19 protein-coding genes, 1 tRNA gene and 1 other RNA gene are annotated in these 21153 nt (G+C 69.3%); 10 read left to right on the top strand and 11 right to left on the bottom strand.

Going from position 1 to position 21153, the window contains the following annotated elements:
* Positions 1-102: 102 nt before the first annotated feature.
* Genes W7U_RS23185 through W7U_RS23175 form a run of 3 tightly spaced genes read right to left on the bottom strand, consistent with a single transcriptional unit; the run spans position 103 to position 3554 of the window.
* Positions 103-1245 (bottom strand): DUF4185 domain-containing protein, encoded by a 1143-nt coding sequence (locus tag W7U_RS23185; protein WP_085976419.1) that lies wholly within the window; start codon positions 1243-1245, stop codon positions 103-105.
* Entirely contained in the window at positions 1242-2288 is a 1047-nt protein-coding gene (locus W7U_RS23180; RefSeq protein WP_008263261.1) for an aspartate-semialdehyde dehydrogenase, read from the bottom strand. The genes W7U_RS23185 and W7U_RS23180 overlap by 4 nt, the downstream gene beginning before the upstream one ends.
* Positions 2289-3554: an aspartate kinase gene (locus W7U_RS23175; protein WP_008263260.1), complete on the bottom strand. Its 1266-nt coding sequence runs from the start codon at positions 3552-3554 to the stop codon at positions 2289-2291.
* A gap of 286 nt (positions 3555-3840) precedes the next feature.
* On the opposite strand from W7U_RS23175, the gene leuA reads away from it, so the two are divergent.
* Positions 3841-5646, top strand: a complete 1806-nt coding sequence (gene leuA, locus W7U_RS23170; protein ID WP_168160329.1) for a 2-isopropylmalate synthase — start codon at positions 3841-3843, stop codon at positions 5644-5646.
* Here leuA and W7U_RS23165 read toward each other — a convergent pair whose 3' ends face one another.
* A complete protein-coding gene (locus tag W7U_RS23165) occupies positions 5647-6639 on the bottom strand; it encodes a DEDDh family exonuclease (protein WP_008263256.1) in 993 nt (330 codons plus the stop codon).
* A gap of 110 nt (positions 6640-6749) precedes the next feature.
* On the opposite strand from W7U_RS23165, the gene W7U_RS23160 reads away from it, so the two are divergent.
* The 3 genes from W7U_RS23160 to W7U_RS23150 are packed head-to-tail and all read left to right on the top strand — an operon-like array spanning position 6750 to position 9114.
* The gene (locus W7U_RS23160; protein ID WP_008263254.1) at positions 6750-7979 is read left to right on the top strand and encodes a Mur ligase family protein; all 1230 of its coding nucleotides are present in this window, start codon (positions 6750-6752) and stop codon (positions 7977-7979) included.
* A complete protein-coding gene (locus W7U_RS23155; protein ID WP_008263251.1) occupies positions 7972-8679 on the top strand; it encodes a glutamine amidotransferase in 708 nt (235 codons plus the stop codon). The genes W7U_RS23160 and W7U_RS23155 overlap by 8 nt, the downstream gene beginning before the upstream one ends.
* Positions 8680-8691: 12 nt before the next feature.
* Positions 8692-9114, top strand: coding sequence for a hypothetical protein (locus tag W7U_RS23150; protein WP_008263248.1), 423 nt, complete (start codon positions 8692-8694; stop codon positions 9112-9114).
* 6 nt (positions 9115-9120) lie between these two features.
* Here the strand turns inward: W7U_RS23150 and recR are convergent, their stop codons facing one another.
* Together recR and W7U_RS23140 are read right to left on the bottom strand one after the other, a co-directional pair.
* The gene (recR, locus tag W7U_RS23145; RefSeq protein ID WP_008263246.1) at positions 9121-9732 is read right to left on the bottom strand and encodes a recombination mediator RecR; all 612 of its coding nucleotides are present in this window, start codon (positions 9730-9732) and stop codon (positions 9121-9123) included.
* Positions 9733-9745: 13 nt separating this feature from the next.
* A complete protein-coding gene (locus tag W7U_RS23140; RefSeq protein ID WP_026071056.1) occupies positions 9746-10090 on the bottom strand; it encodes a YbaB/EbfC family nucleoid-associated protein in 345 nt (114 codons plus the stop codon).
* Between the two features lie 98 nt (positions 10091-10188).
* Between W7U_RS23140 and W7U_RS23135 the strand changes: the two genes are divergently transcribed.
* Positions 10189-10950, top strand: coding sequence for an Rv3717 family N-acetylmuramoyl-L-alanine amidase (locus W7U_RS23135; protein ID WP_009952026.1), 762 nt, complete (start codon positions 10189-10191; stop codon positions 10948-10950).
* Between the two features lie 14 nt (positions 10951-10964).
* Here the strand turns inward: W7U_RS23135 and W7U_RS23130 are convergent, their stop codons facing one another.
* Entirely contained in the window at positions 10965-11402 is a 438-nt protein-coding gene (locus W7U_RS23130; RefSeq protein ID WP_008263240.1) for an SRPBCC family protein, read from the bottom strand.
* Between the two features lie 81 nt (positions 11403-11483).
* Between W7U_RS23130 and W7U_RS23125 the strand changes: the two genes are divergently transcribed.
* Together W7U_RS23125 and W7U_RS23120 are read left to right on the top strand one after the other, a co-directional pair.
* On the top strand, positions 11484-12875 hold the full coding sequence (locus W7U_RS23125) for an FAD-binding oxidoreductase (protein WP_008263238.1): 1392 nt from the start codon (positions 11484-11486) through the stop codon (positions 12873-12875).
* Positions 12872-14182, top strand: coding sequence for a class I SAM-dependent methyltransferase (locus tag W7U_RS23120; RefSeq protein ID WP_020188345.1), 1311 nt, complete (start codon positions 12872-12874; stop codon positions 14180-14182). Before W7U_RS23125 ends, W7U_RS23120 begins: the two co-directional genes overlap by 4 nt.
* An 11-nt stretch (positions 14183-14193) precedes the next feature.
* Here W7U_RS23120 and W7U_RS23115 read toward each other — a convergent pair whose 3' ends face one another.
* From W7U_RS23115 to ffs, 3 genes are all read right to left on the bottom strand, one after another.
* The gene (locus W7U_RS23115; RefSeq protein ID WP_008263232.1) at positions 14194-16041 is read right to left on the bottom strand and encodes a DNA polymerase III subunits gamma/tau; all 1848 of its coding nucleotides are present in this window, start codon (positions 16039-16041) and stop codon (positions 14194-14196) included.
* A gap of 57 nt (positions 16042-16098) precedes the next feature.
* Positions 16099-17382: an aminotransferase class I/II-fold pyridoxal phosphate-dependent enzyme gene (locus W7U_RS23110; protein ID WP_029383892.1), complete on the bottom strand. Its 1284-nt coding sequence runs from the start codon at positions 17380-17382 to the stop codon at positions 16099-16101.
* A gap of 141 nt (positions 17383-17523) precedes the next feature.
* Positions 17524-17618, bottom strand: an RNA gene (gene ffs / locus W7U_RS25105) — signal recognition particle sRNA small type.
* A gap of 65 nt (positions 17619-17683) precedes the next feature.
* Here ffs and W7U_RS23105 point away from each other — a divergent pair.
* From W7U_RS23105 to W7U_RS23095, 3 genes are all read left to right on the top strand, one after another.
* A tRNA-Ser gene (locus tag W7U_RS23105) sits at positions 17684-17772 on the top strand.
* A gap of 89 nt (positions 17773-17861) precedes the next feature.
* Complete coding sequence (locus tag W7U_RS23100; protein WP_008263229.1) at positions 17862-18692, top strand: hypothetical protein; 831 nt, start codon at positions 17862-17864, stop codon at positions 18690-18692.
* Between the two features lie 95 nt (positions 18693-18787).
* Complete coding sequence (locus W7U_RS23095) at positions 18788-19849, top strand: ABC transporter substrate-binding protein (RefSeq protein WP_036429769.1); 1062 nt, start codon at positions 18788-18790, stop codon at positions 19847-19849.
* Here the strand turns inward: W7U_RS23095 and W7U_RS23090 are convergent.
* On the bottom strand, positions 19844-21121 hold the full coding sequence (locus W7U_RS23090) for a serine hydrolase domain-containing protein (protein ID WP_008263225.1): 1278 nt from the start codon (positions 21119-21121) through the stop codon (positions 19844-19846). The two genes, W7U_RS23095 and W7U_RS23090, sit on opposite strands and share 6 nt — an antisense overlap.
* Positions 21122-21153 lie beyond the last annotated feature (32 nt).

Genomic DNA, 21153 nt, shown 5'->3' with positions numbered 1-21153 from the left:
TTCACTCATGAGACAAATGATGAAGCCGTTAACAGTAGTGGCGGCTATGCGCTACTTATGTAGGAGCTGTGAACCATCGCCGCCGCTCAGCGGGCGAAGCGCCTACTCGGGCTTGAACGGATTGACCGCGAACTGGATGACCCGGTACGGCGCGGCCACTCGCGCGCGGGTGTCCCACTGGCTCACGAAGATTCGCAGCTCGTCCAGCGTGGAACCGGGCGAGATGTAGCCGCCGTACGGTTGCGCGAGCCGGTTGTCGTACGGCGGCGGCAGGCTTTCCGCGGGCTCCGGCCACTCGTCGTGCTGCACCACCGTGGTGACCGGCGCGTCACCCAGCGCCGTCGGGTCGTCGGCCACCCGGACCTCCATGTTGCCCGTGACGGCATTGAAGTAGGACAACACGGCCTTGCCGTCGATCTGCCTGATGCACATCTCGCCCACCGCGTCCGGCCACAGCGGTGTCGGCGGCTTGCCCCACCCCCCGCTCGCGCCGGCCGCCCAGCCCTGCCAGCGGGACCGGTCGGTGAACGTTTGCGGTGTGGCGCGATACAGGACCACGGGGTCCCGACGGGTGAAGCTGTCGGCCACGATGTACACCCACCCGCTCGGCGATTCCGGGGTCGGGATCGGGTCGTAATACCCGCTGATCTGCGTCTGCGAGCCGCCTTGATACGAGGCGGGCCGCTTCGAACCCGGGATCGTCTGCCAGCCCGCGCGCGCCGGTTCGGCGGTCACCAGCCGGGAGCTCTGCGGCTCCAGGTCCTTCGTCGTCGTCACCATCAGGTAGTTGCGCCGGTTGATCTGCACCACCCCGGCGGGCAGTTGCGAGGAATCCGGCGGAGCGGGGTCGGCCAGCAGCGGGTGGGCGATCCCGGTGACGCCGGTGTAGCGCACCCCGGCCGGGTCGTCGACCGACGCGGTGTCGACGCGCAGCGCGACGGGCGCATACCAGCCGCCGAACCCGACGCCCTGGCCGGCGAAGCTGTCGCCGCAGACCTGCAGCAGTTCGGTGGGGAATTCGACGAATTCACACAGGTCGGTCGCGCCGATGCCGTAATCGCCTGTGGGAGTTCCGGTTCCGGCGGTCGGACCGATCCGCAGCACCTGACCGGGCGCCAGCGGCTGCAGGATCGGTTCCGGGGCGGGCGCCGGCGGATCGGCATGCGCGGCCCAAAACCATTGCGGCGCAAGCAAAGATGCCACAAGTAGCGAGAACCGCGTCGCGGAACTCACTCGCGGATTCACAACTCGGCGGCGAGTAACTCGGCGATCTGGATGGTGTTCAGCGCCGCCCCCTTGCGCAGGTTGTCTCCCGAGACGAACAGGGCCAGGCCGCGGCCGTCGGGCACCCCCGGATCCCGCCGGATCCTGCCGACGAGGGATTCGTCGGCGCCGGCGGCCGCCAACGGGGTCGGCACGTCGACCACCTTGACGCCGGGCGCGCCGTCGAGCAGCTCGCGGGCACGCTGCGGCGACAGCGGCCGCGCGAACTCGGCGTTGATCGACAGCGAGTGCCCGGTGAACACCGGCACCCGCACGCAGGTGCCGCTGACCGCCAGGTCGGGGATGCCGAGGATCTTGCGGCTCTCGTGGCGCAGCTTCTGGTCCTCGTCGGTCTCGCCGGACCCGTCGTCCACCAACGATCCGGCCAGCGGCACGACGTTGAAGGCGATGGGCGCCACGTAGGTCTTGGGCGCCGGGAACTGCACGGCGCCGCCGTCCTGCACCAGCTGCTCGGCGTCGTCGACGACCGCGCGGGCCTGCGTGGACAGCTCCTGGACTCCGGCGATCCCGCTGCCGGAGACCGCCTGATAGCTCGACACCACCAGCCGTTGCAGGCCGGCCTCGTCGTGCAGCACCTTGAGCACCGGCATCGCGGCCATGGTCGTGCAGTTCGGGTTGGCGATGATGCCCTTCGGCCGGTTGGCGGCATCGCGGGCGAAGTTCACCTCGGAGACCACCAGGGGCACGTCCGGGTCCTTGCGCCAGGCCGACGAGTTGTCGATCACCGTCACCCCGGCCGCGGCGAACCGCGGCGCCTGCACCAGCGACATCGTCTTACCGGCGGAGAACAACGCGATGTCCAGCCCGCTGGGGTCGGCCGTCGCGGCGTCTTCGACCTCGATCTCCTGGCCGCGGAACTCCAACTTGCGGCCCTGCGAACGCGAAGACGCGAAGAACCGCACCGACCCCCCACTGTTCAAAGCGGGGAAGTCCCGCTCGTCGAGCAACCTGCGCATCACCTGGCCGACCTGGCCGGTGGCGCCCACCACACCGATGGCAACCATCTATCTACCCGTCCCCGCGTACACCGTCGCCGACTCCTCGCCGCCGAGCCCGAACGCCTCGTGCAACGCCACGACGGCCTTGTCCAGTTCCGTGTCGCGGCACAGCACCGAGATGCGGATCTCGGAGGTGGAGATCAGCTCGATGTTGACGCCCACCTCGGCCAGGGACTCACAGAAGGTGGCGGTCACCCCGGGATGGCTGCGCATGCCCGCCCCGATCAGCGACACCTTGCCGACGTGGTCGTCGTAGAGCAGCTGGCTGAACCCGATCTCGTCCTTGAGCGCGTCGAGCTTGGCCACCGCGGTGGGCCCGCTGTCGCGCGAGCAGGTGAAGGTGATGTCGGTCTTGCCGTCCTCGACCTTGGAGACGTTCTGCAACACCATGTCGATGTTCACGTCGGCGTCGGCGAGCGCCCGGAAGACGCGGGCGGCATATCCGGGGATGTCGGGGATGCCGACGACGGTCACCTTGGCCTCGCTGCGGTCGTGCGCGACTCCGGTCAGGATGGGGTCTTCCATGGCTATGTCCTTGATCGATCCGACGACGACGGTGCCTGGGTTTTCCGAATACGAGGATCGGACGTGCACCGGAATGTTGTAGCGGCGCGCGTATTCCACGCAGCGCAGCATCAAGACCTTGGCGCCGCAAGCCGCCATCTCGAGCATTTCTTCGAAGGTGACCGTGTCCAGCTTGCGGGCGTTGTGCACGATCCTGGGGTCGGCGCTGAAGATGCCGTCGACGTCGGTGTAGATCTCGCAGACGTCGGCGCGCAGCGCCGCGGCCAGCGCCACCGCGGTGGTGTCCGAGCCGCCGCGACCCAGCGTGGTGACGTCCCGGGTGTCCTGGCTGACGCCCTGGAACCCGGCCACCAGCACGACGCGCCCCTCGTCGAGCGCGGCCTGCAGCCGCCCCGGCGTGACGTCGATGATCTTGGCGTTGCCGTGCGTGCCGGTGGTGATCACGCCGGCCTGCGAACCCGTGAACGATCGGGCCTGCGCACCCAGCGATTCGATGGCCATCGCGACCAGGGCGTTGGAGATGCGCTCACCGGCGGTCAGCAGCATGTCGAGCTCGCGCGGCGGCGGGGCCGGGCACACCTGCTGGGCCAGGTCCATCAGGTCGTCGGTGGTATCGCCCATGGCGGAGACGACGACGACGACGTCGTTGCCCTGCTTCTTGGTAGCGACGATGCGCTCGGCCACGCGCCGGATCCGATCGGCGTTCGCCACTGAGGATCCGCCGTACTTCTGCACGACGAGCGCCACGTTTTTCCCTGCCTCTCCGGCCCTGGGCACTGCAATTTGGGGGATAAGTCCACAACAGAATACGTGCCGCCGCATGGTGATTTACGTCGCGATACCCGGTCGCCCGGAGTGCGGATTCGCCGCTGTCTCGGCGCCATTTTTACCAACGCGCTAAAAGCGGTAAAGTGCAGGACGTGCAGCGGGTGCTCCTCCTCGGACGCCGCGACGGGGTCTGATCCAGACCGGCTTCCCGTCGCGGGTGTTCGCGATGCGCCGGTCTGAGGTTCCTTCTGATATCCCCGGAGCAATTACCGTGACTTCCAATTCCGACGCATTCAGCTCGACACGCAGCATCGTCAAACCGGCGGGCCCGCCGGGGCCCGGGCAGCCCGCATGGAACCCCCAGCGCGGCTCGTCGATGCCGGTCAGCCGGTACCGGCCCTTCGCCGAAGAGGTCGAGCCGATCCGGCTCGCCGATCGCACCTGGCCCGACCGGGTCATCACCAGCGCGCCGCTGTGGTGCGCGGTGGACCTGCGCGACGGCAACCAGGCGCTGATCGACCCGATGAGCCCGGCCCGCAAGCGCCGCATGTTCGATCTGCTGGTCCGCATGGGCTACAAGGAGATCGAGGTCGGGTTCCCGTCGGCCAGTCAAACCGACTTCGACTTCGTCCGCGAGATCATCACCGGCGGCGCCATCCCCGACGACGTCACCATCCAGGTGCTGACTCAGTGCCGGCCGGAACTGATCGAGCGCACGTTCGAGGCGTGCCAGGGCGCGCCGCAGGCCATCGTGCACTTCTACAACTCGACGTCAATCCTGCAGCGCCGCGTCGTATTTCGCGCCGAGAAGGCCGCGGTGCAAGACATCGCGACCGCGGGCGCCCGCAAGTGCGTCGAGGAGGCCGCCAAATACCCGGGCACGCGGTGGCGGTTCGAGTATTCGCCGGAGTCCTACACCGGAACCGAGCTGGAGTACGCCAAGCAGGTGTGCGACGCCGTCGGCGAAATCATCGGGCCCACACCGGAAAACCCGATCATCTTCAACCTGCCCGCCACCGTGGAGATGGCCACCCCCAACGTCTACGCCGATTCGATCGAGTGGATGAGCCGCAACCTGGCCAACCGGGAATCGGTCATCCTGAGCCTGCATCCGCACAACGACCGCGGAACCGCCGTTGCCGCAGCGGAATTGGGCTACCAGGCGGGTGCCGACCGGATCGAGGGCTGCCTGTTCGGCAACGGTGAGCGCACCGGCAACGTCTGCCTGGTGACGCTGGGGCTGAACCTGTTCTCGCGCGGCGTGGACCCGCAGATCGACTTCTCCAACATCGACGAGATCCGCCGCACGGTGGAGTACTGCAACCAGCTGCCGGTCCACGAGCGTCACCCCTACGGCGGTGACCTGGTCTACACCGCGTTCTCCGGCAGCCACCAGGACGCCATCAACAAGGGCCTGGACCAGATGAAGGTCGACGCGGATGCCGCGGACACCGACGTCGAGGACATGCTCTGGCAGGTGCCGTATCTGCCGATCGACCCCAAGGATGTCGGGCGCACCTACGAGGCGGTGATCCGGGTCAACTCGCAGTCCGGCAAGGGCGGGGTGGCCTACATCATGAAGGCCGATCACGGCCTGGCCCTGCCGCGGCGGCTGCAGATCGAGTTCTCCCAGGTGGTGCAGAAGATCACCGACGGCGAGGGCGGCGAGGTCTCGCCGAAGGAGATGTGGGACGCGTTCTCCGAGGAGTATCTGGCCCCGGTGTGGCCGCTGGAGCGGGTGAAGCAGCGGGTCGACGCTTCGGAGGAGGACAGCGGCGTCACCAGCATCGCCGCGACCGTCAAGATCAACGGGGTGGAGACCGAGATCAGTGGGTCCGGCAACGGCCCGCTGGCCGCGTTCGTCCACGCGCTGGGCGATGTCGGATTCGACGTGGCCGTGCTGGATTACTCCGAGCACGCGATGAGTTCCGGTGACGACGCGCAGGCCGCGGCCTACGTGGAAGCCTCGGTCAACGGCCGCACGGTGTGGGGTGTCGGCATCGCGCCGTCGATCACCACGGCGTCGCTGCGTGCGGTCGTGTCGGCGGTCAACCGCGCGGCACGCGCCTGATCAGAAGAGCGCGAGCTGCGGGTCGGAGTTGGTGGTGTCGGCGAATTCATCCATGCTGGTGCCGCCGATGACGGCTCGGACGCAGTCCATGAAGGTCGCGTCGGAGATCACCGGCACCCCCAACTTCCGGGCCAGATAGCCCTTGCCCTGCTCGGGCGCGGGGTCGTTGCAGACCACCAGCGAGGTCTCCCGGTCGACGGCCTCGCTGTAGGCCAGACCGGCGTGCAGGATCCGCTCGACGAGTTCCTCGTGGGTGCGGCCGACCTCGGCGGCCAGCGCCACCCGCATGCCCTGGACGAGGGGCCGCCCGCCCACGTAGGGGCCGGGGTTGAGATACGGGCAGGGCATCCGGGAGGCCAGCACCTTGAGCGGCCGCAGCTCGTCGTGGGTCACCCGGCCGTTCGGCCAGCGGCGCCGGGTCACCGGATGCACCGGCAGCCAGACGTCGCCGTCGCGGGCCAGCTTGAGCGCCGAGGCCAGCACGCCGGTCAGCACCATGGCGTCGTCGAAGGCGTCGTGGGGGCGCTCCTGGGTCACGCTCCAATGGGCCGCCAGCGTCTCCAGCCGCAGGTTGTCGACGCCGAGGTCCAGCCGCCGGGCCAGCTCGACCGTGCACATCACCGAGTCGACGGGAAGTTCGATGTCGGCGAGTTCGGCCTCGGCCGCAAGAAAGGCGTAGTCGAACGCCACGTTGTGGGCCACCAGTGTGCGGCCGCGCAGCACGTCGATCACGTCTGGAGCGATGTCGGCGAACTGCGGTTGGTCTTCCAGCATGGCGGCGGTCAGACCGTGCACGTGGGTGGGCCCCGGATCGACGCCGGGGTTGAGCAGGCTCACCACCGACTGTTCGACCTCGCCGTCGGCGTCCAGACCGAGCACCGCGAGGCTGATGATCCGCGCCTGACCTGGCCGGAAACCCGAGGTTTCGACGTCGATCACGGCCCAGCCCGCGTCCGGCTCGCTGGCAGGCCGCCCCCAGCACACCGCGCTCATGCACTGAGGATGGCACGGCCGACCGACATCATCGGTGTCACGCGGCGCCGTGTCGGGTGGGAAATCGGTGCGGGAATCCAACGCGGGCCGCACACATTTAAACTTCCCGGGTGGTCACCACCCGCGCCCGCCTGGCCCTCGCCGCGGGAGCGAGCGCGCGCTGGGCGTCGCGGGTGACCGGCCGCGGGGCCGGCGCGATGATCGGCGGGCTGATCGCGATGACGCTGGACCGCTCGGTTCTCCGGCAGCTCGCCGCCGGGCGGCGCACGGTCGTCGTCACGGGCACCAACGGCAAATCGACCACCACCCGGATGACGTCGGCCGCGCTGGCGACGCTGGGCCCGGTCGCCACCAACGCCGAGGGCGCCAACATGGACGCCGGCCTGGTGGCGGCGCTGGCCGCCAACCGGCACGCGTCCCTGGCCGCGCTGGAAGTCGACGAAATGCACGTCCCCCACGTTTCCGACGCCGTCGAGCCCAGCGTCGTCGTGCTGCTCAACCTGTCGCGCGACCAGCTGGACCGGGTCGGCGAGATCAACGTCATCGAACGAACCCTGCGCGCGGGCCTGGCCCGGCACCCGAACGCGGTGGTGGTGGCCAACTGCGACGACGTGCTGATGACGTCGGCCGCCTACGACAGCCCCAACGTGGTGTGGGTGGCCGCCGGGGGTTCGTGGTCGAACGACTCGGTGAGCTGCCCGCGCAGCGGCGAGGTCATCGTCCGCGAGCGCGGCCACTGGTTCTCCACCGGCGCCGACTTCAAGCGGCCCAGCCCGCAGTGGTGGTTCGACGACCAGACGCTGCACGGCCCGGACGGGCTCTCCCTGCCGATGCGGTTGACGCTGCCGGGCGCGGTGAACCGGGGCAACGCCGCCCAGGCCGTGGCCGCCGCGGTCGCCCTGGGCGCGGATCCGGCGGCGGCGGTCGCGGCCGTCTCGTCCGTCGACGAGGTCGCGGGGCGCTACCGGACCGTCCGCGTCGGCGAGCACGACGTGCGGATGCTGCTGGCCAAGAATCCGGCGGGCTGGCAAGAGGCGCTGTCGATGGTGGACAAGCGCGCCGCCGGGGTGGTCATCTCCGTCAACGGCCAGGTGCCCGACGGGGAGGACCTGTCCTGGTTGTGGGACGTGCGTTTCGAACACTTCGAGCAGACGGAAGTCGTGGCCGCCGGCGAGCGCGGCACCGACCTCGCGGTGCGCCTCGGCTACGCGGGGGTCGAGCACACCTTGGTGCACGACACCGTCGCCGCGATCGCGTCGTGCCCACCCGGGCGGGTGGAGGTCGTCGCCAATTACACCGCGTTCCTCCAGCTGCAACGAGCGTTGGCGCGCCGTGGCTGACTCGACGGTGCGGATCGGGCTGGTCCTGCCCGACGTGATGGGCACCTACGGCGACGGCGGCAACGCCCTGGTGTTGCGCCAGCGGCTACTGCTGCGCGGCATCCCCGCCGAGATCGTCGAGATCACGCTGGCCGACCCGGTGCCGGAGTCGTTGGACCTCTACACGCTGGGCGGGGCCGAGGATTATGCGCAACGGCTGGCCACCAGGCACCTGATCAAGCACCCGGGCCTGCTGCGCGCCGCGGAACGCGGCGCGCCGGTGCTGGCGATCTGCGCGGCCGTCCAGGTGCTCGGGCACTGGTACGAGACCTCGGCCGGGGAACGCGTGGACGGCGTGGGCATGCTGGACGCGACGACGTCGCCGCAAGCGGCGCGCACCATCGGCGAGCTGGCGACCAGGCCGCTGTTGGCGGGCCTGACCGAGCGCCTCACCGGGTTCGAGAACCACCGCGGGGGCACCGTGCTGGGCCCGTCGGCGTCGCCGCTGGGCGCGGTGGTCAAGGGCGCCGGCAACCGGTCCGGCGACGGATTCGACGGCGCGGTGCAGGGCAGCGTGATCGCGACGTACATGCACGGGCCGTGCCTGGCCCGCAACCCGCAGCTGGCCGACCTGCTGCTGGGTTCGGTGGTCGGTGAGCTGCCGCCGCTGCCGATGCCGGAAGTGGACCTGCTGCGCCGCGAGCGGTTAGCGGCGCGCTAGGGGGTTGCCGAGATGACGAAGATCCGCCCGAGACTGGCCGCCGGTGCCGCACTGGTCGCCGCGTTCGTCGCGTCGTCGGCGCCGTCGCACGCCAGCCCGGAAGTGCTCAACGGCCGGTACAACGTGCTCTACGCGGACAACGACAAGCCGACCGCCTGGCTGTTCGTCCCGTGCGGATCGGACTGCACCCTGGCGACCTCCCAGGATGGCGGGACGTTCGTTATCAGCTGGGAGTTCCACCTCGCCGACGGGCGGTGGACGCACAGCGGCACGTCCCAGGCGCCGTGCCCGAACGGCGCCTCCGCTCCGGTGACCGTCAACTACAGTTTCGACGCCGTGTCGCTCGCCGGCGAGGGCCAGCAGACGACGACGGACGCGTGCGGCCCGGAGGCGGGCAGGACCTTTACCCGGTCGTTCCAATTGAGCAAGGCCTGACGAACGTCAGACCATGGCCCGGCGGCCGGCCAGCGCGCGGCCGAGCGTCAGCTCGTCGGCGAACTCCAGGTCACCGCCCATCGGCAGCCCGGAGGCGATCCGCGTCACGGTCAGGCCGGGGATGTCACGCAGCATCCGCACCAGGTAGGTGGCCGTCGCCTCGCCCTCGGTGTTCGGGTCGGTGGCGATGATCACCTCGGTGATGTCGACGTCGTCGACCCGCTCCCCGATCCGGCTCAGCAGCTCGCGGATCCGCAGCTGGTCGGGCCCCACCCCGGACAGCGGATCGAGCGCCCCGCCCAGCACGTGATAGCGGCCGCGGAATTCGCGGGTGCGCTCGACGGCCTGCACGTCCTTCGGTTCCTCGACGACGCAAACCTGCGACCCGTCCCGCCGCGGATCGGCGCAGATCCGGCACCGTTCGTTGTCGGAGACGTTGCCGCACACCGCACAGAACCGCACGCCGTCGCGCACCTTGGCCAGCACCGCGGTCAGCCGGTCGATGTCCGGCGGCTCAACCGACAGCAGGTGGAAGGCGATGCGCTGGGCGCTCTTGGGCCCGATGCCGGGCAGCTTGCCCAGCTCGTCGATCAAATCCTGGACGGGTCCTTCGAACATGTCAGGGCGGGATCTAAATCCCCGGCGCGGGCGCGGGCGGTTGCCCCGGCGGCGGCCCGAACCCACCGGCCAGCGACCCGAGCCGCTCCTGCGCCATCCGGGTGACCTGCTTGGACGCGTCGGCCATGGCGCCGACGATCAAGTCCTGCAGGGTCTCGACGTCCGACGGGTCGACGACGGAGGGATCGATCTTCACGGCGACCACCTCGCCGCTGCCCTTGACGACGACGCTGACCAAACCCCCACCGGCTTGACCATGCACCTCAGCGTTCGCGAGCTGCTGCTGGGCCTCCATGAGCTTTTGCTGCATCTGCTGCGCCTGGGCCAGCAGCGCCGACATATCGCCTCCGGGTTGCATGACAGTCCCCTCGCATCTTGGTCTCGACTTGATTTCGCTCGTGAGTCTCCGGCGATTCGGAACACCCAGCGTAAACCGCGCGCCGTTACCTTTGCGCCGTGGACCTACGACTGAGCAGACGTGTCGGGATCAAATTGGCGGTCGGCGCGCTCGTTGCCGCCTCGACGGCGATCACCCCGGCCGCGTGGGGGGTTCCCTCCAACATCGCCGGCATGGTGGTTTTCATCGATCCGGGTCACAACGGCTCCAATGACGCATCGATCAGCCGGCAGGTGCCCACCGGCCGCGGCGGCACCAAGGACTGCCAGGCCAGCGGGACGGCGTCCGCCGCCGGCTATCAGGAGCACACCTTCACCTGGGACACCGCGCTGCGGGTCCGCGCCGAGTTGACCGCGCTGGGAGTGCGGACCGCCCTGGCACGCGCCAACGACACCGGGCTGGGGCCCTGCGTCGACGAGCGCGCCAGCATGGCCAACGCGCTGCACCCCAACGCGATCCTGTCCATCCACGCCGACGGCGGCCCGCCGTCCGGGCGCGGGTTCCACGTCAACTATTCGGCGCCGCCGCTCAACCAGGCGCAGGCCGGGCCGTCGGTGCAGTACGCCCGCATCATGCGCGACCAGATGCAGGCGTCGGGCATCCCGCCGGCCAACTACATCGGGCAGAACGGGCTGTACGGACGCTCGGACCTCGCCGGCCTGAACCTCGCGCAGTACCCGTCGGTTCTGGTCGAGTGCGGCAACATGAAGAACCCCGCGGACTCGGCGCTGATGCAGTCCGCGGAAGGCCGGCAGAAATACGCCGACGCGATGGTCCGCGGCGTCGCGGGTTTCCTGGCCTCGCAGGGCCAGGCGCGCTGATCGCCCGCCCGGCGCTAGCCTTCGAGTTCCTTCTTCAGGTTGGCCAGCACCTCTCCCTGAATCCTCTTCAGCCCCAAGGGCGCAAAGGTCTTTTCGAAGAAGCCCTTGACGCCGCCCGCGCCGGTCCAGGTGGTCTTCACGGTGACGCTGGAGCCCGGCCCGGCGGGCGCCACCGTCCAGTTGATCACCATGGTCGAGTTGGCGTCCTTCTCGATGACGGTGTGCCCGGCCACGTCCACGTTGACCTGCACGTCGCGGACGCGTGATCTGGTGGCCTGCAGCCTCCACTTGGCGACCGTGCCCGCCCCCTGCCCGCCCTGCAGCACCTGGTAGTCGCTGTACTGCGGCGAGAGAATTTTCGGACGCACCGTCTGATAATCCGCGACGGCGGCCAGGGTCGCCGCAGGCTCGGCATTGATCAAGATGGTGCTGTCGGCGCTCACCTGTCCCAAGGCGACCCCTCCTCGTGATGAATTCCCCGGCGCCGCCGCTCGCGGCGGATGCACGGGCTGTTGTCGAAGACTAGGGTATATGTGGTGCCTGTCCTTGGATCTGCACTCTCGGCCCACAAGTCGGGCGTTGACCGGCTGCTGGCAAGCTATCGATCCAATCCCACAACGTCCGCGGTCCGGCTGGCCAAACCGACGTCAAACCTGTTCCGCGCCCGCACCAAACGTGACGCGCCCGGCTTGGACACCTCGGGGCTGACCGGCGTCCTGAGCGTGGATCCCGAAACCCGCACCGCGGACGTCGCCGGCATGTGCACCTACGCGGACCTGGTTGCCGCAACGCTGCCCTACGGCCTGTCGCCCCTGGTCGTCCCGCAGCTGAAGACCATCACCCTCGGCGGGGCGGTCAGCGGCCTGGGGATCGAGTCGGCGTCGTTCCGCAACGGGCTGCCGCACGAATCGGTGCTGGAGATGGATATCCTCACCGGCGCTGGCGATTTGCTCACCGCATCACGTACCCAGCACCCGGACCTGTTCCGCGCCTTCCCGAATTCCTATGGGACACTGGGGTATTCGACCCGGCTTCGGATCGAGCTGGAACCCGTCGCACCGTTCGTCGCGCTGCGCCACATCCGCTTCCGCTCGCTGCCCGCGCTGATCGCCGCGGCCGAACGCATCGTCGACACCGGCGGGCAGGGCGGAACCCCGGTCGACTACCTCGACGGGGTGGTCTTCAGCGCCGACGAAAGCTACCTGTGCGTGGGCCGGCGGACCACCACCCCCGGCCCGGTCAGCGACTACACCGGCAAGGACATCTACTACCAGTCCATCCGGCACGACGCCCCGGGCATGGATGCGACCAAGGATGACCGGCTGACCATCCACGACTACTTCTGGCGCTGGGACACCGATTGGTTCTGGTGCTCGCGCGCGTTCGGCGTGCAGGACCCGCGGGTGCGACGCTTCTGGCCGCGCCGTTATCGGCGCAGCAGCTTCTACTGGAAGCTGATTTCCCTGGACCGGCGCTTCGGGATCTCCGACCGCATCGAGGCGCGCAACGGGCGGCCCCCACGCGAACGGGTGGTGCAAGACATCGAGATTCCAATCGAACGGACCTGCGACTTCCTGGAGTGGTTCCTGGACAACGTGCCAATCACGCCAATCTGGTTGTGCCCGTTGCGCCTTCGCGACCGCGACGGCTGGCCGTTGTACCCGATGCGGCCGGATCACACGTACGTCAACGTCGGCTTCTGGTCGTCGGTGCCGGGGGGCGCGACCGAGGGCGCCGCCAACCGGATGATCGAAGAAAAGGTGAGCGAACTCGACGGGCACAAGTCCCTGTACTCCGATTCCTTCTACTCCCGCGAGGACTTCGACGAGCTGTACGGCGGCGAGGCCTACAACACCGTCAAGAAAACCTACGACCCCGATTCTCGTTTACTCGACCTCTACGCAAAGGCGGTGCAACGGCGATGACGACTACCAAGGAACCCCACCGCACGTCGCACGGGAAACTGAGCATGGCAGAGATCCTGGAGGTCTTCGCCGCCACCGGCCGACATCCGCTGAAGTTCACCGCCTACGACGGCAGCATCGCCGGCAACGAGGACGCCGAACTGGGCCTGGACCTTCGCAGCCCCCGCGGCGCCACCTATCTGGCGACCGCCCCCGGCGAACTCGGCCTCGCCCGCGCCTACGTGTCGGGCGACCTGCAGGCGTACGGCGTTCATCCGGGCGACCCGTACCAACTGCTCAAGACGCTCACCGATCGGGTGGAATTCAAGCGGCCCCCGGTGCGGGTGCTGGCCAACGTCGTGCGGTCGCTGGGGTTCGAGCGGTTGCTGCCGGTTGCGCCGCCCCCGCAGGAGGCGCTGCCAAGGTGGCGGCGCATCGCCGACGGGCTGATGCACACGAGGACCCGCGACGCCGAGGCCATCCACCACCACTACGACGTGTCCAACACCTTCTACGAATTGGTGTTGGGGCCGTCGATGACCTACACCTGCGCGGTGTATCCCGATGCCGACGCGACACTCGAACAGGCGCAGGAGAACAAGTACCGGCTGATCTTCGAGAAGCTGCGGCTGAAGGCCGGCGACCGGCTGCTCGACGTCGGCTGCGGCTGGGGCGGCATGGTGCGCTACGCGGCCCGGCGCGGCGTCCGGGCCACCGGCGCCACCCTGTCGGCCGAACAGGCGAAGTGGGCGCAGAAGGCGATCGCCGAGGAAGGCCTTGCGGACCTGGCCGAGGTGCGCCACACCGACTATCGGGACGTGGGCGAGGCGGCGTTCGACGCCGTGTCCTCGATCGGGCTGACCGAGCACATCGGCGTCAAGAATTACCCCGCCTACTTCGGCTTCTTGAAGTCGAAGCTGCGCACCGGCGGCCTGCTGCTCAATCACTGCATCACCCGCCACGACAACACGTCGACGTCGTTCGCGGGCGGATTCACCGATCGCTATGTCTTCCCGGACGGGGAGCTGACCGGCTCGGGCCGCATCACCTGCGACGTCCAGGACTGCGGCTTCGAGGTGCTGCACGCGGAGAACTTCCGCCACCACTACGCGATGACGCTGCGCGACTGGTGCCGGAATCTGGTCGAGAACTGGGACGCCGCGGTCAGCGAGGTCGGCCTGCCGACCGCGAAGGTCTGGGGCCTGTACATGGCGGCGTCACGGGTTGCGTTCGAGCAGAACAACCTTCAGCTGCATCACGTGCTGGCGGCCAAGACCGACGCGCGGGGCGACGACGACCTGCCGCTGCGGCCGTGGTGGACGGCCTGACGGTCTGACGCTCAGCCGTTGTCGATGCGGCGCGCGCCGAGCTCGTTCTGGAGCAGTTCGAGCGCGACCTCTTCCGGGTCGCGGCGCGGGCCCGACGGCTGGTCGCGGACGGCCTCGGCGAGCAGGTGTTCTTCCTCGGCCCGCCGGGCCGAATCCGGTTCGGGGGCAGGCTCTTCGGGCTGCGGTGTCAGCGGGTTGGCCGCGGCCTGCGCCGGCGTGCCGGCCTCGCACCGCACTCGCCAGTTGACTCCCAGCGCGTCCTTGAGCGCCTCGGCGATGACGTCGGCGTTGCGCTGTTCGCACAGCCGCTTGGCCAGCGGCGCCGATTCGTGGCTCAGCACCAACGTGTTGTCCTCGATCGCCCGGACGGTGGCGCCGGCCAGCATCACCTCGGTGGTGCGGCTGCGCTGACGGACCTTGTCGCGCACGGTCGACCACATGCTGCGCACCGCTGCGGCGTTGAGTTCGCCGGGCGCAGAGGATGTTTCGGCCGCCGGCGAGGGGGCGGGGGCGGGCGCCGGAGGAGGCTCGGGTGCCGGCGCGGGCTCGGCCTTCGGCTCGGGCTTTGGCTCGGGCTTCGGCTCGGGCTTTGGTTCGGGCTTCGGCTCGGGCTTGGGGGCAGCCGCGGACGGTCGGGTGAAGCGGACCGGCCGGTCGGCGGGCTCGGCCGGCCGGCCCGCGGTGGCCTCCGAGCCGGGAATGGACATGTCCAGCCGGGTCTCGATCCGCTCGACGCGTTGCAGCAGCGCGGCTTCGGTGTCGCTGGCCGAGGGCAACAGCAGCCGCGCGCACACGACCTCGAGCAACAGGCGCGGCGCCGTCGCGCCCCGCATCTCCCCCAGCCCCGCCTGCACCACCTCGGCGTAGCGGGTCAGGGTCGCCGTCCCGAGCCGGGTCGACTGGTCGCGCATCCGCTCCAGCACGTCCTCCGGTCCGTCCACCACGCCGCGGGCCGCCGCGTCCGGGACGGCCTGCAGCAGGATCAGGTCGCGGAACCGCTCCAGCAGATCGGTGGCGAAACGCCGGGGGTCGTGGCCCGCGTCGATCACCGACTCCACCGCCCCGAACAGCGCCGCGGCATCGGCGGCGGCCAGAGCGTCCACGGCGTCGTCGATCAACGCCATGTCGGTGGCCCCCAGCAGGCCCAGGGCCCGCTGGTAGGTCACGTGGGCGCCCTCGGCGCCGGCCACCAGCTGGTCGAGCACCGACAGGGTGTCGCGGGGCGAGCCGCCGCCGGCGCGGATCACCAGCGGGTAGACCGCGTCGTCGACGACGACGCCCTCCTGCTCGCAGATCCGGCCGATCAACGCCCGCATGGTCTTCGGCGGCAACAGCCGGAACGGGTAGTGATGGGTGCGCGACCGGATCGTCGGCAGCACCTTCTCCGGCTCGGTGGTGGCGAAGATGAAGATGAGGTGCTCGGGGGGTTCCTCCACGATCTTGAGCAGCGCGTTGAACCCCGCGGTGGTCACCATGTGCGCCTCGTCGACGATGAACACCCGGTAACGCGACTGCGCCGGCGCGTAGAACGCGCGGTCGCGTAGCTCGCGGGTGTCGTCGACACCGCCGTGGCTGGCGGCGTCGAGCTCGACGACGTCGATGCTGCCGGGCGCGTTGGGCGCCAGGGCCTGGCACGAGTCGCAGACCCCGCAGGGGGTCGCCGTCGGCCCCTGGGCGCAGTTCAGCGACCGGGCGAGGATCCGCGCCGAGGAGGTCTTGCCGCAGCCGCGCGGACCCGAGAACAGGTACGCGTGGTTGATCCGGCCGGCCTCCAGCGCGATCGACAGCGGCTCGGTGACGTGCTCCTGCCCCACCACTTCGGCGAAGGTTGCCGGACGGTACTTGCGGTAGAGGGCCACGGTCAGCAGGCTACCGGCGTCGTCCGACGACGATGCGGGCGCGGCAGGGTCGTCGGTTCACACTCGATCGCGGGCCAGCAACGACTCCGAGGCGGCCAGCAGCGCGCAGGTGGCCAGGCCGTCGACCGCGTCGCGCAGATCCGGAAGCGACGGGAAGGTCGGCGCGATCCGGATGTTCGTGTCGTTCGGATCCTTGCGGTACGGGAACGACGCGCCCGCCTCGGTCACCGCGATCCCCGCGTCCTTGGCCAGCGCGACGGTCCGCTTCGCCGTGCCGGGCAAGACGTCGAGGCTGATGAAGTAGCCGCCCTTGGGGTCGGTCCACGAGGCGATCTTGGAATCGCTGAGCCGCTGATCCAGGATCTCGGCCGCCAGCGCGAACTTCGGCGCCAGGATCTGCTGGTGCCGCAGCATGTGCAGGCGCACCCCGTCGGCGTCGCGGAAGAAGCGCAGGTGCCGCAGCTGGTTGATCTTGTCCGGTCCGATCGACTTCTTCCCCGCGTACTGCAGATACCAGGCGATGTTGCCCAGCGATCCGCCCAAAAAGCTGACGCCGGCGCCGGCGAAGGTGATCTTGGACGTCGACGCGAGAACGTACGGGCGGTTGGGATTGCCGGCCGCCGCCGCCAGGCCGAGGACGTCGACCTGCCGGACGAAGTCGTGGGTCAGGGTGTGCACGGCGTACGCGTTGTCCCAGAACAACCGGAAATCGGGTGCGGCGGTCCGCATCTGGACGAGCCGCAGCACCGTGTCCCAGGAGTAGGTGACCCCGGTGGGGTTGCCGAACACCGGCACGGTCCACATGCCCTTGATGGCGGGATCCGCGGCGACCAGTTCCTCGATCAGGTCGACGTCGGGCCCGTCGGACAGCATTGGGACACCGATCATCTCGATGCCCATCGTCTCGGTGATGGCGAAGTGCCGGTCATAGCCGGGGACGGGGCATAGGAACTTGACGCTGGCCTCGTCCTTCCAGGGCCGCTGCGAATCCACGCCGCCGTAGAGCATCGAGAACGCGACGAGGTCGTGCATCAGTTCCAGGCTGGAGTTGTTTCCCGCGATCAGGTTCTGCACCGGGATGCCGAGCAGCTCACCGAAGATGGCTCGCAGCTCCGGCAGGCCGTGCAGGCCGCCGTAGTTGCGGGTGTCGGTGCCCTCGCCGTCGCGGTAGTCGTCGCCGGGCAGGCTCAGCAGCTGGTTGGACAGGTCGAGCTGGGCGGGCGCCGGCTTGCCGCGGGTCAGGTCCAGGGCCAGCTTTTTGGCCTGCAAATCCGCGTAATCCTGCTGGTGGCGAGCGTGTGCGGCGGCAAGCTCGGCAGGGCCGAGGGACTCCAGCGACACCATGGACCCTTTCGCTATCAAGGCGTGGGAGGTGGCGATCGCAAGCGCGGCCAGCCGGGCGCAGCGGGTCGCCACTCAATCGAATCCTGTGGCGATCGCAAGCGCGGCGGAGCCGGGCGCAGCGGGTCGGCACCCGTTTAACCTAGGGGACCCCGCGCACCCGACAGAGCCCATTGACCCTTGCTGCCTTCCGGCCCTGGGGGAGTTCACAGGATAGACGCCGCGCGGGGTCCACCGAGAGTCTAGTACCTTCCCCGGAGCAACCGGCGAACGCGGTCTGGCCCTCGGTTACCATGGCCACGGAGGATTCGCCTAGTGGCCTATGGCGCTCGCCTGGAACGCGGGTTGGGTTAACAGCCCTCGCGGGTTCAAATCCCGCATCCTCCGCCATCGGTCCGCCCCGCGGACACGCACAAAGCGGTTTGGTGTCGAGTCGGTCCCCTCAGGCCGGCTCGAACCAACCCAGCATGAGGAGGCTTATGGGGCGCAAGGTCGCCATCCTGTGGCACGCGTCATTCACGATCGCCGCCGGCTTCCTCTACTTCTTCTTCGTCTTGCCCCGCTGGCCTGAGTTGATGGGTGACACCGCGCATTCGTTGGGGACGGCGCTGCGCATCGTGACGGGCGCGCTTGTCGCGCTCGCGGCGCTGCCGGTGGTGTTCACCCTGCTGCGCACCCGCAAGCCGGAATTGGGCACCCCGCAGATGGCGCTGTCCATCCGGGTCGCCTCGATCGTGGCCCACGTGCTGGCCGGTGTGCTCATCGTCGGGACGGCGATCAGCGAGATCTGGCTGAGCCTGGACGTCGCCGGACGGTGGTTGTTCGGGATTTACGGGGCGGCCGCCGCGATCGCGTTGCTCGGTTTCTTTGCCTTCTATCTCTCCTTTGTCGCCGAGTTGCCGCCGCCGCCGCCGAAACCGATCAAGGCGAAAAAGCCCAAGAAGGCCAAGAAGGGGGGCCTCCGCCGCAAGAAGGGCGAGGAGGCCGACGAAGCAGGCGAAGCCGACGAGGCCGACAGCGCCGACGAAGCAGGCGAAGCCGAAGAGGCCGACGCGGTCACAGAGGCCGAAGCGAGCGAGCCGGACGAGACGGACGCGGCCACCGACGCAGCAGCCGAAGCAGCCCCCGACGAGCCCGCCGAGACCGAGGTAGCGCCGGTAGCCGACGCGACCGAGGAGAGCGAAGAGCCGCGGACCAAGTTGCAGAACCGCCGCCCGACGGGCAAGGGGTCGCACCGGATGCGGCGCAGGCGCACTCGGGCCGGCACCGCGGTCGACGACACCGTCGACCAAACCGCCGACGAGGACTAGCGGCCTCGGTCGACCGACCCTCCCGCGGCAACGTCGGCTGCCGAATCTTCCTATTAGGCCTACTAAGAACCCCCGCGATTCCCTATGCTGAGCGAGTGCCAAACAACTATCGAGTGGTTCAGTGGAACACCGGCAATGTCGGCAAGAGCTCGCTGAAGTCGATCGTCACCAACCCCACGCTGGAATTGGTCGGGTGCTTCGCCTGGTCGAAGGACAAGGTCGGGCGCGATGCCGGTGAGCTCGTCGGGATCGCGCCGGTGGGCGTCGCGGCCACCAACGACGTCGACGAGCTCCTGGCCCTCAAGCCGGATTGCGTGGTCTACAACCCGATGTGGTTCGACGTCGACGAGCTGGTCCGCATCCTGTCCGCGGGCGTCAACGTGGTGACCACCGCGTCGTTCATCACCGGCGGGAACCTCGGCAACGACCGCGAGCGCATCGCGCAGGCCTGCCAGAAGGGCGGCTCCACGATCTTCGGGTCCGGCGTCAGCCCGGGTTTCGCCGAGCTGCTGGCCATCGTGTCGGCGATGGTGTGCAACCGGATCGACAAGGTCACGGTCAACGAGGCGGCCGACACCACGTTCTATGACTCGCCCGAGACAGAGAAGCCGGTGGGCTTCGGCCAGCCGATCGACCATCCGGACCTGCCGGCGATGGCGGCGAAGGGGACGGCCATCTTCGGCGAGGCCGTCCGGCTGGTGGGCGACGCCCTCGGCGTCGAGCTCGACGAGGTGCGCTGCGTCGCCGAGTTCGCCCAGACCACCGAGGACCTCGTGATGGCGTCCTGGACCATCCCCGCGGGACACGTCGCGGGCACGTACATCAGCTGGCAGGGAATCGTCAACGGACAGACCCTGATCGACCTGAACGTGCGGTGGCGCAAGGGGCAGACGCTCGACCCGGACTGGAAGATCGAGCAGGACGGCTGGGTCATCCAGATCGACGGGCAGCCCACGGTGACCACCAAGGTGGGGTTCCTGCCGCCGCCCTACTTCGAAGCCACCACCATCGAAGAGTTCATGGACCTCGGCCACATCATGACCGCGATGCCGGCCATCAACGCGATCCCCGCCGTCGTCGCCGCGGCACCCGGCATCGCCACCTACGCAGACCTCCCGCTGACGCTGCCCCGCGGCAACGCGCACATCGGGTCATAGCGCCGCGCTGCGCCGCCGGGCGGGTTTGGCGTAGCGCGCGCCCAGCGGCGGCACCGCGAGCGGCTCCTGATCGCGGACCGCCTCGATGGCGTTGCGCAGCGGACGCGCAAGGCGCGCAAAGGATCCCATGTCGAACAGCAGCGGCGTCAGCAGCCGGTTGTGCACGAAGCCGAAGGAGCTGCCGGTCTCGGGGTCGGCCCAGCCGAGCGTTCCGCCCAGCCCGACGTGGCCGAAGCCGCGGAGCAGGCCGGGAACCGGCGACTCGTGGTACCCGAGGTGAAAAGGCATGGGCACCACCATGTTTGCGTCGGGCCACTTCCGCCGCGCCTGCCCGGCGAGCCCCCGTGCCAGCTCGTCGGACAGGAACTTCTTGCCGTCGATGCGGCCGTCGTTGGCCAGCGCGGCGAACATCTTGGCCAGTCCCCGCCCGGTCACCACGCCGTTGGCGGCCGGGACCTCGCCGTCCAGGAACGGGGTGTCTCCCTTGATCAGCGAGATGACGCCCGGGAAGTACATCGCGCCGAGCGCCCCGGAGAAGGGCAGGCCGGCCAGTCGCGGCGCGATGAAGTTGAACACCGGGGCACGCAGCCGCCCCTGCGGTATCAGGATTTCGGCGGCCGTCGTCGGTGAACCTTGCGGGGGGCGGCCCAGGTGCAGCCCGTCGGTGTCCAGCGGACGGGCGACCTCCTGGCGGATCAGCTCGCGCATCCCCTTACCGGTCACCGCCCGGGCCAGACCCGACAACAGCCACCCGTAGGTGAGCGCGTGGTAGGCCTGCACACCGCGCAGATGATCGACGGGCGCGGCCGCCAGCCGCTTCTCCATCAGCAGGTGGTCCATCAACTCGGTTTTGGTGACGCCCCGCAGGTGCGACAACCCGGATCGGTGCCGCAAGACGTCGCGGACCGTGATCTCGGCCTTCCCGTTGGCGCCGAACTCGGGCCAGTATTGCGCGACGGGCGCGTCGTAGGACAGCAGGCCGCGGTCGGCGAGCCGGTGTATCACGGTCGACGCGATGCCCTTGGTAGCCGAGAACACCATCGCGCCGGTGTCGGCGGTCCAGCGCTGGGTGCCGGCCCGGTCCGACCACCCGGTCCAGACGTCCACGACGGACACGCCGTCGACATAGACGCTCAGGGCTCCCCCGCCGAACCGGCGGCCGGGGAACAGCTGGGAGAACAGCTTGACGACGTTGGCGAAGCGCGGGTCGGCTGCGCCGGACACACCGCGTGGCAAACCATCGCCGGTGATCAGCAGGGTCGACGGTGTCACTGCGCCGCGACGTCTGGAGCGGTCATCCGAAT

It is taken from the genome of Mycobacterium sp. H4Y (assembly GCF_000364405.1).
Classification (GTDB): Bacteria; Actinomycetota; Actinomycetes; order Mycobacteriales; family Mycobacteriaceae; genus Mycobacterium; species Mycobacterium intracellulare.
This window is presented reverse-complemented; position numbering and strand designations above follow the sequence as displayed.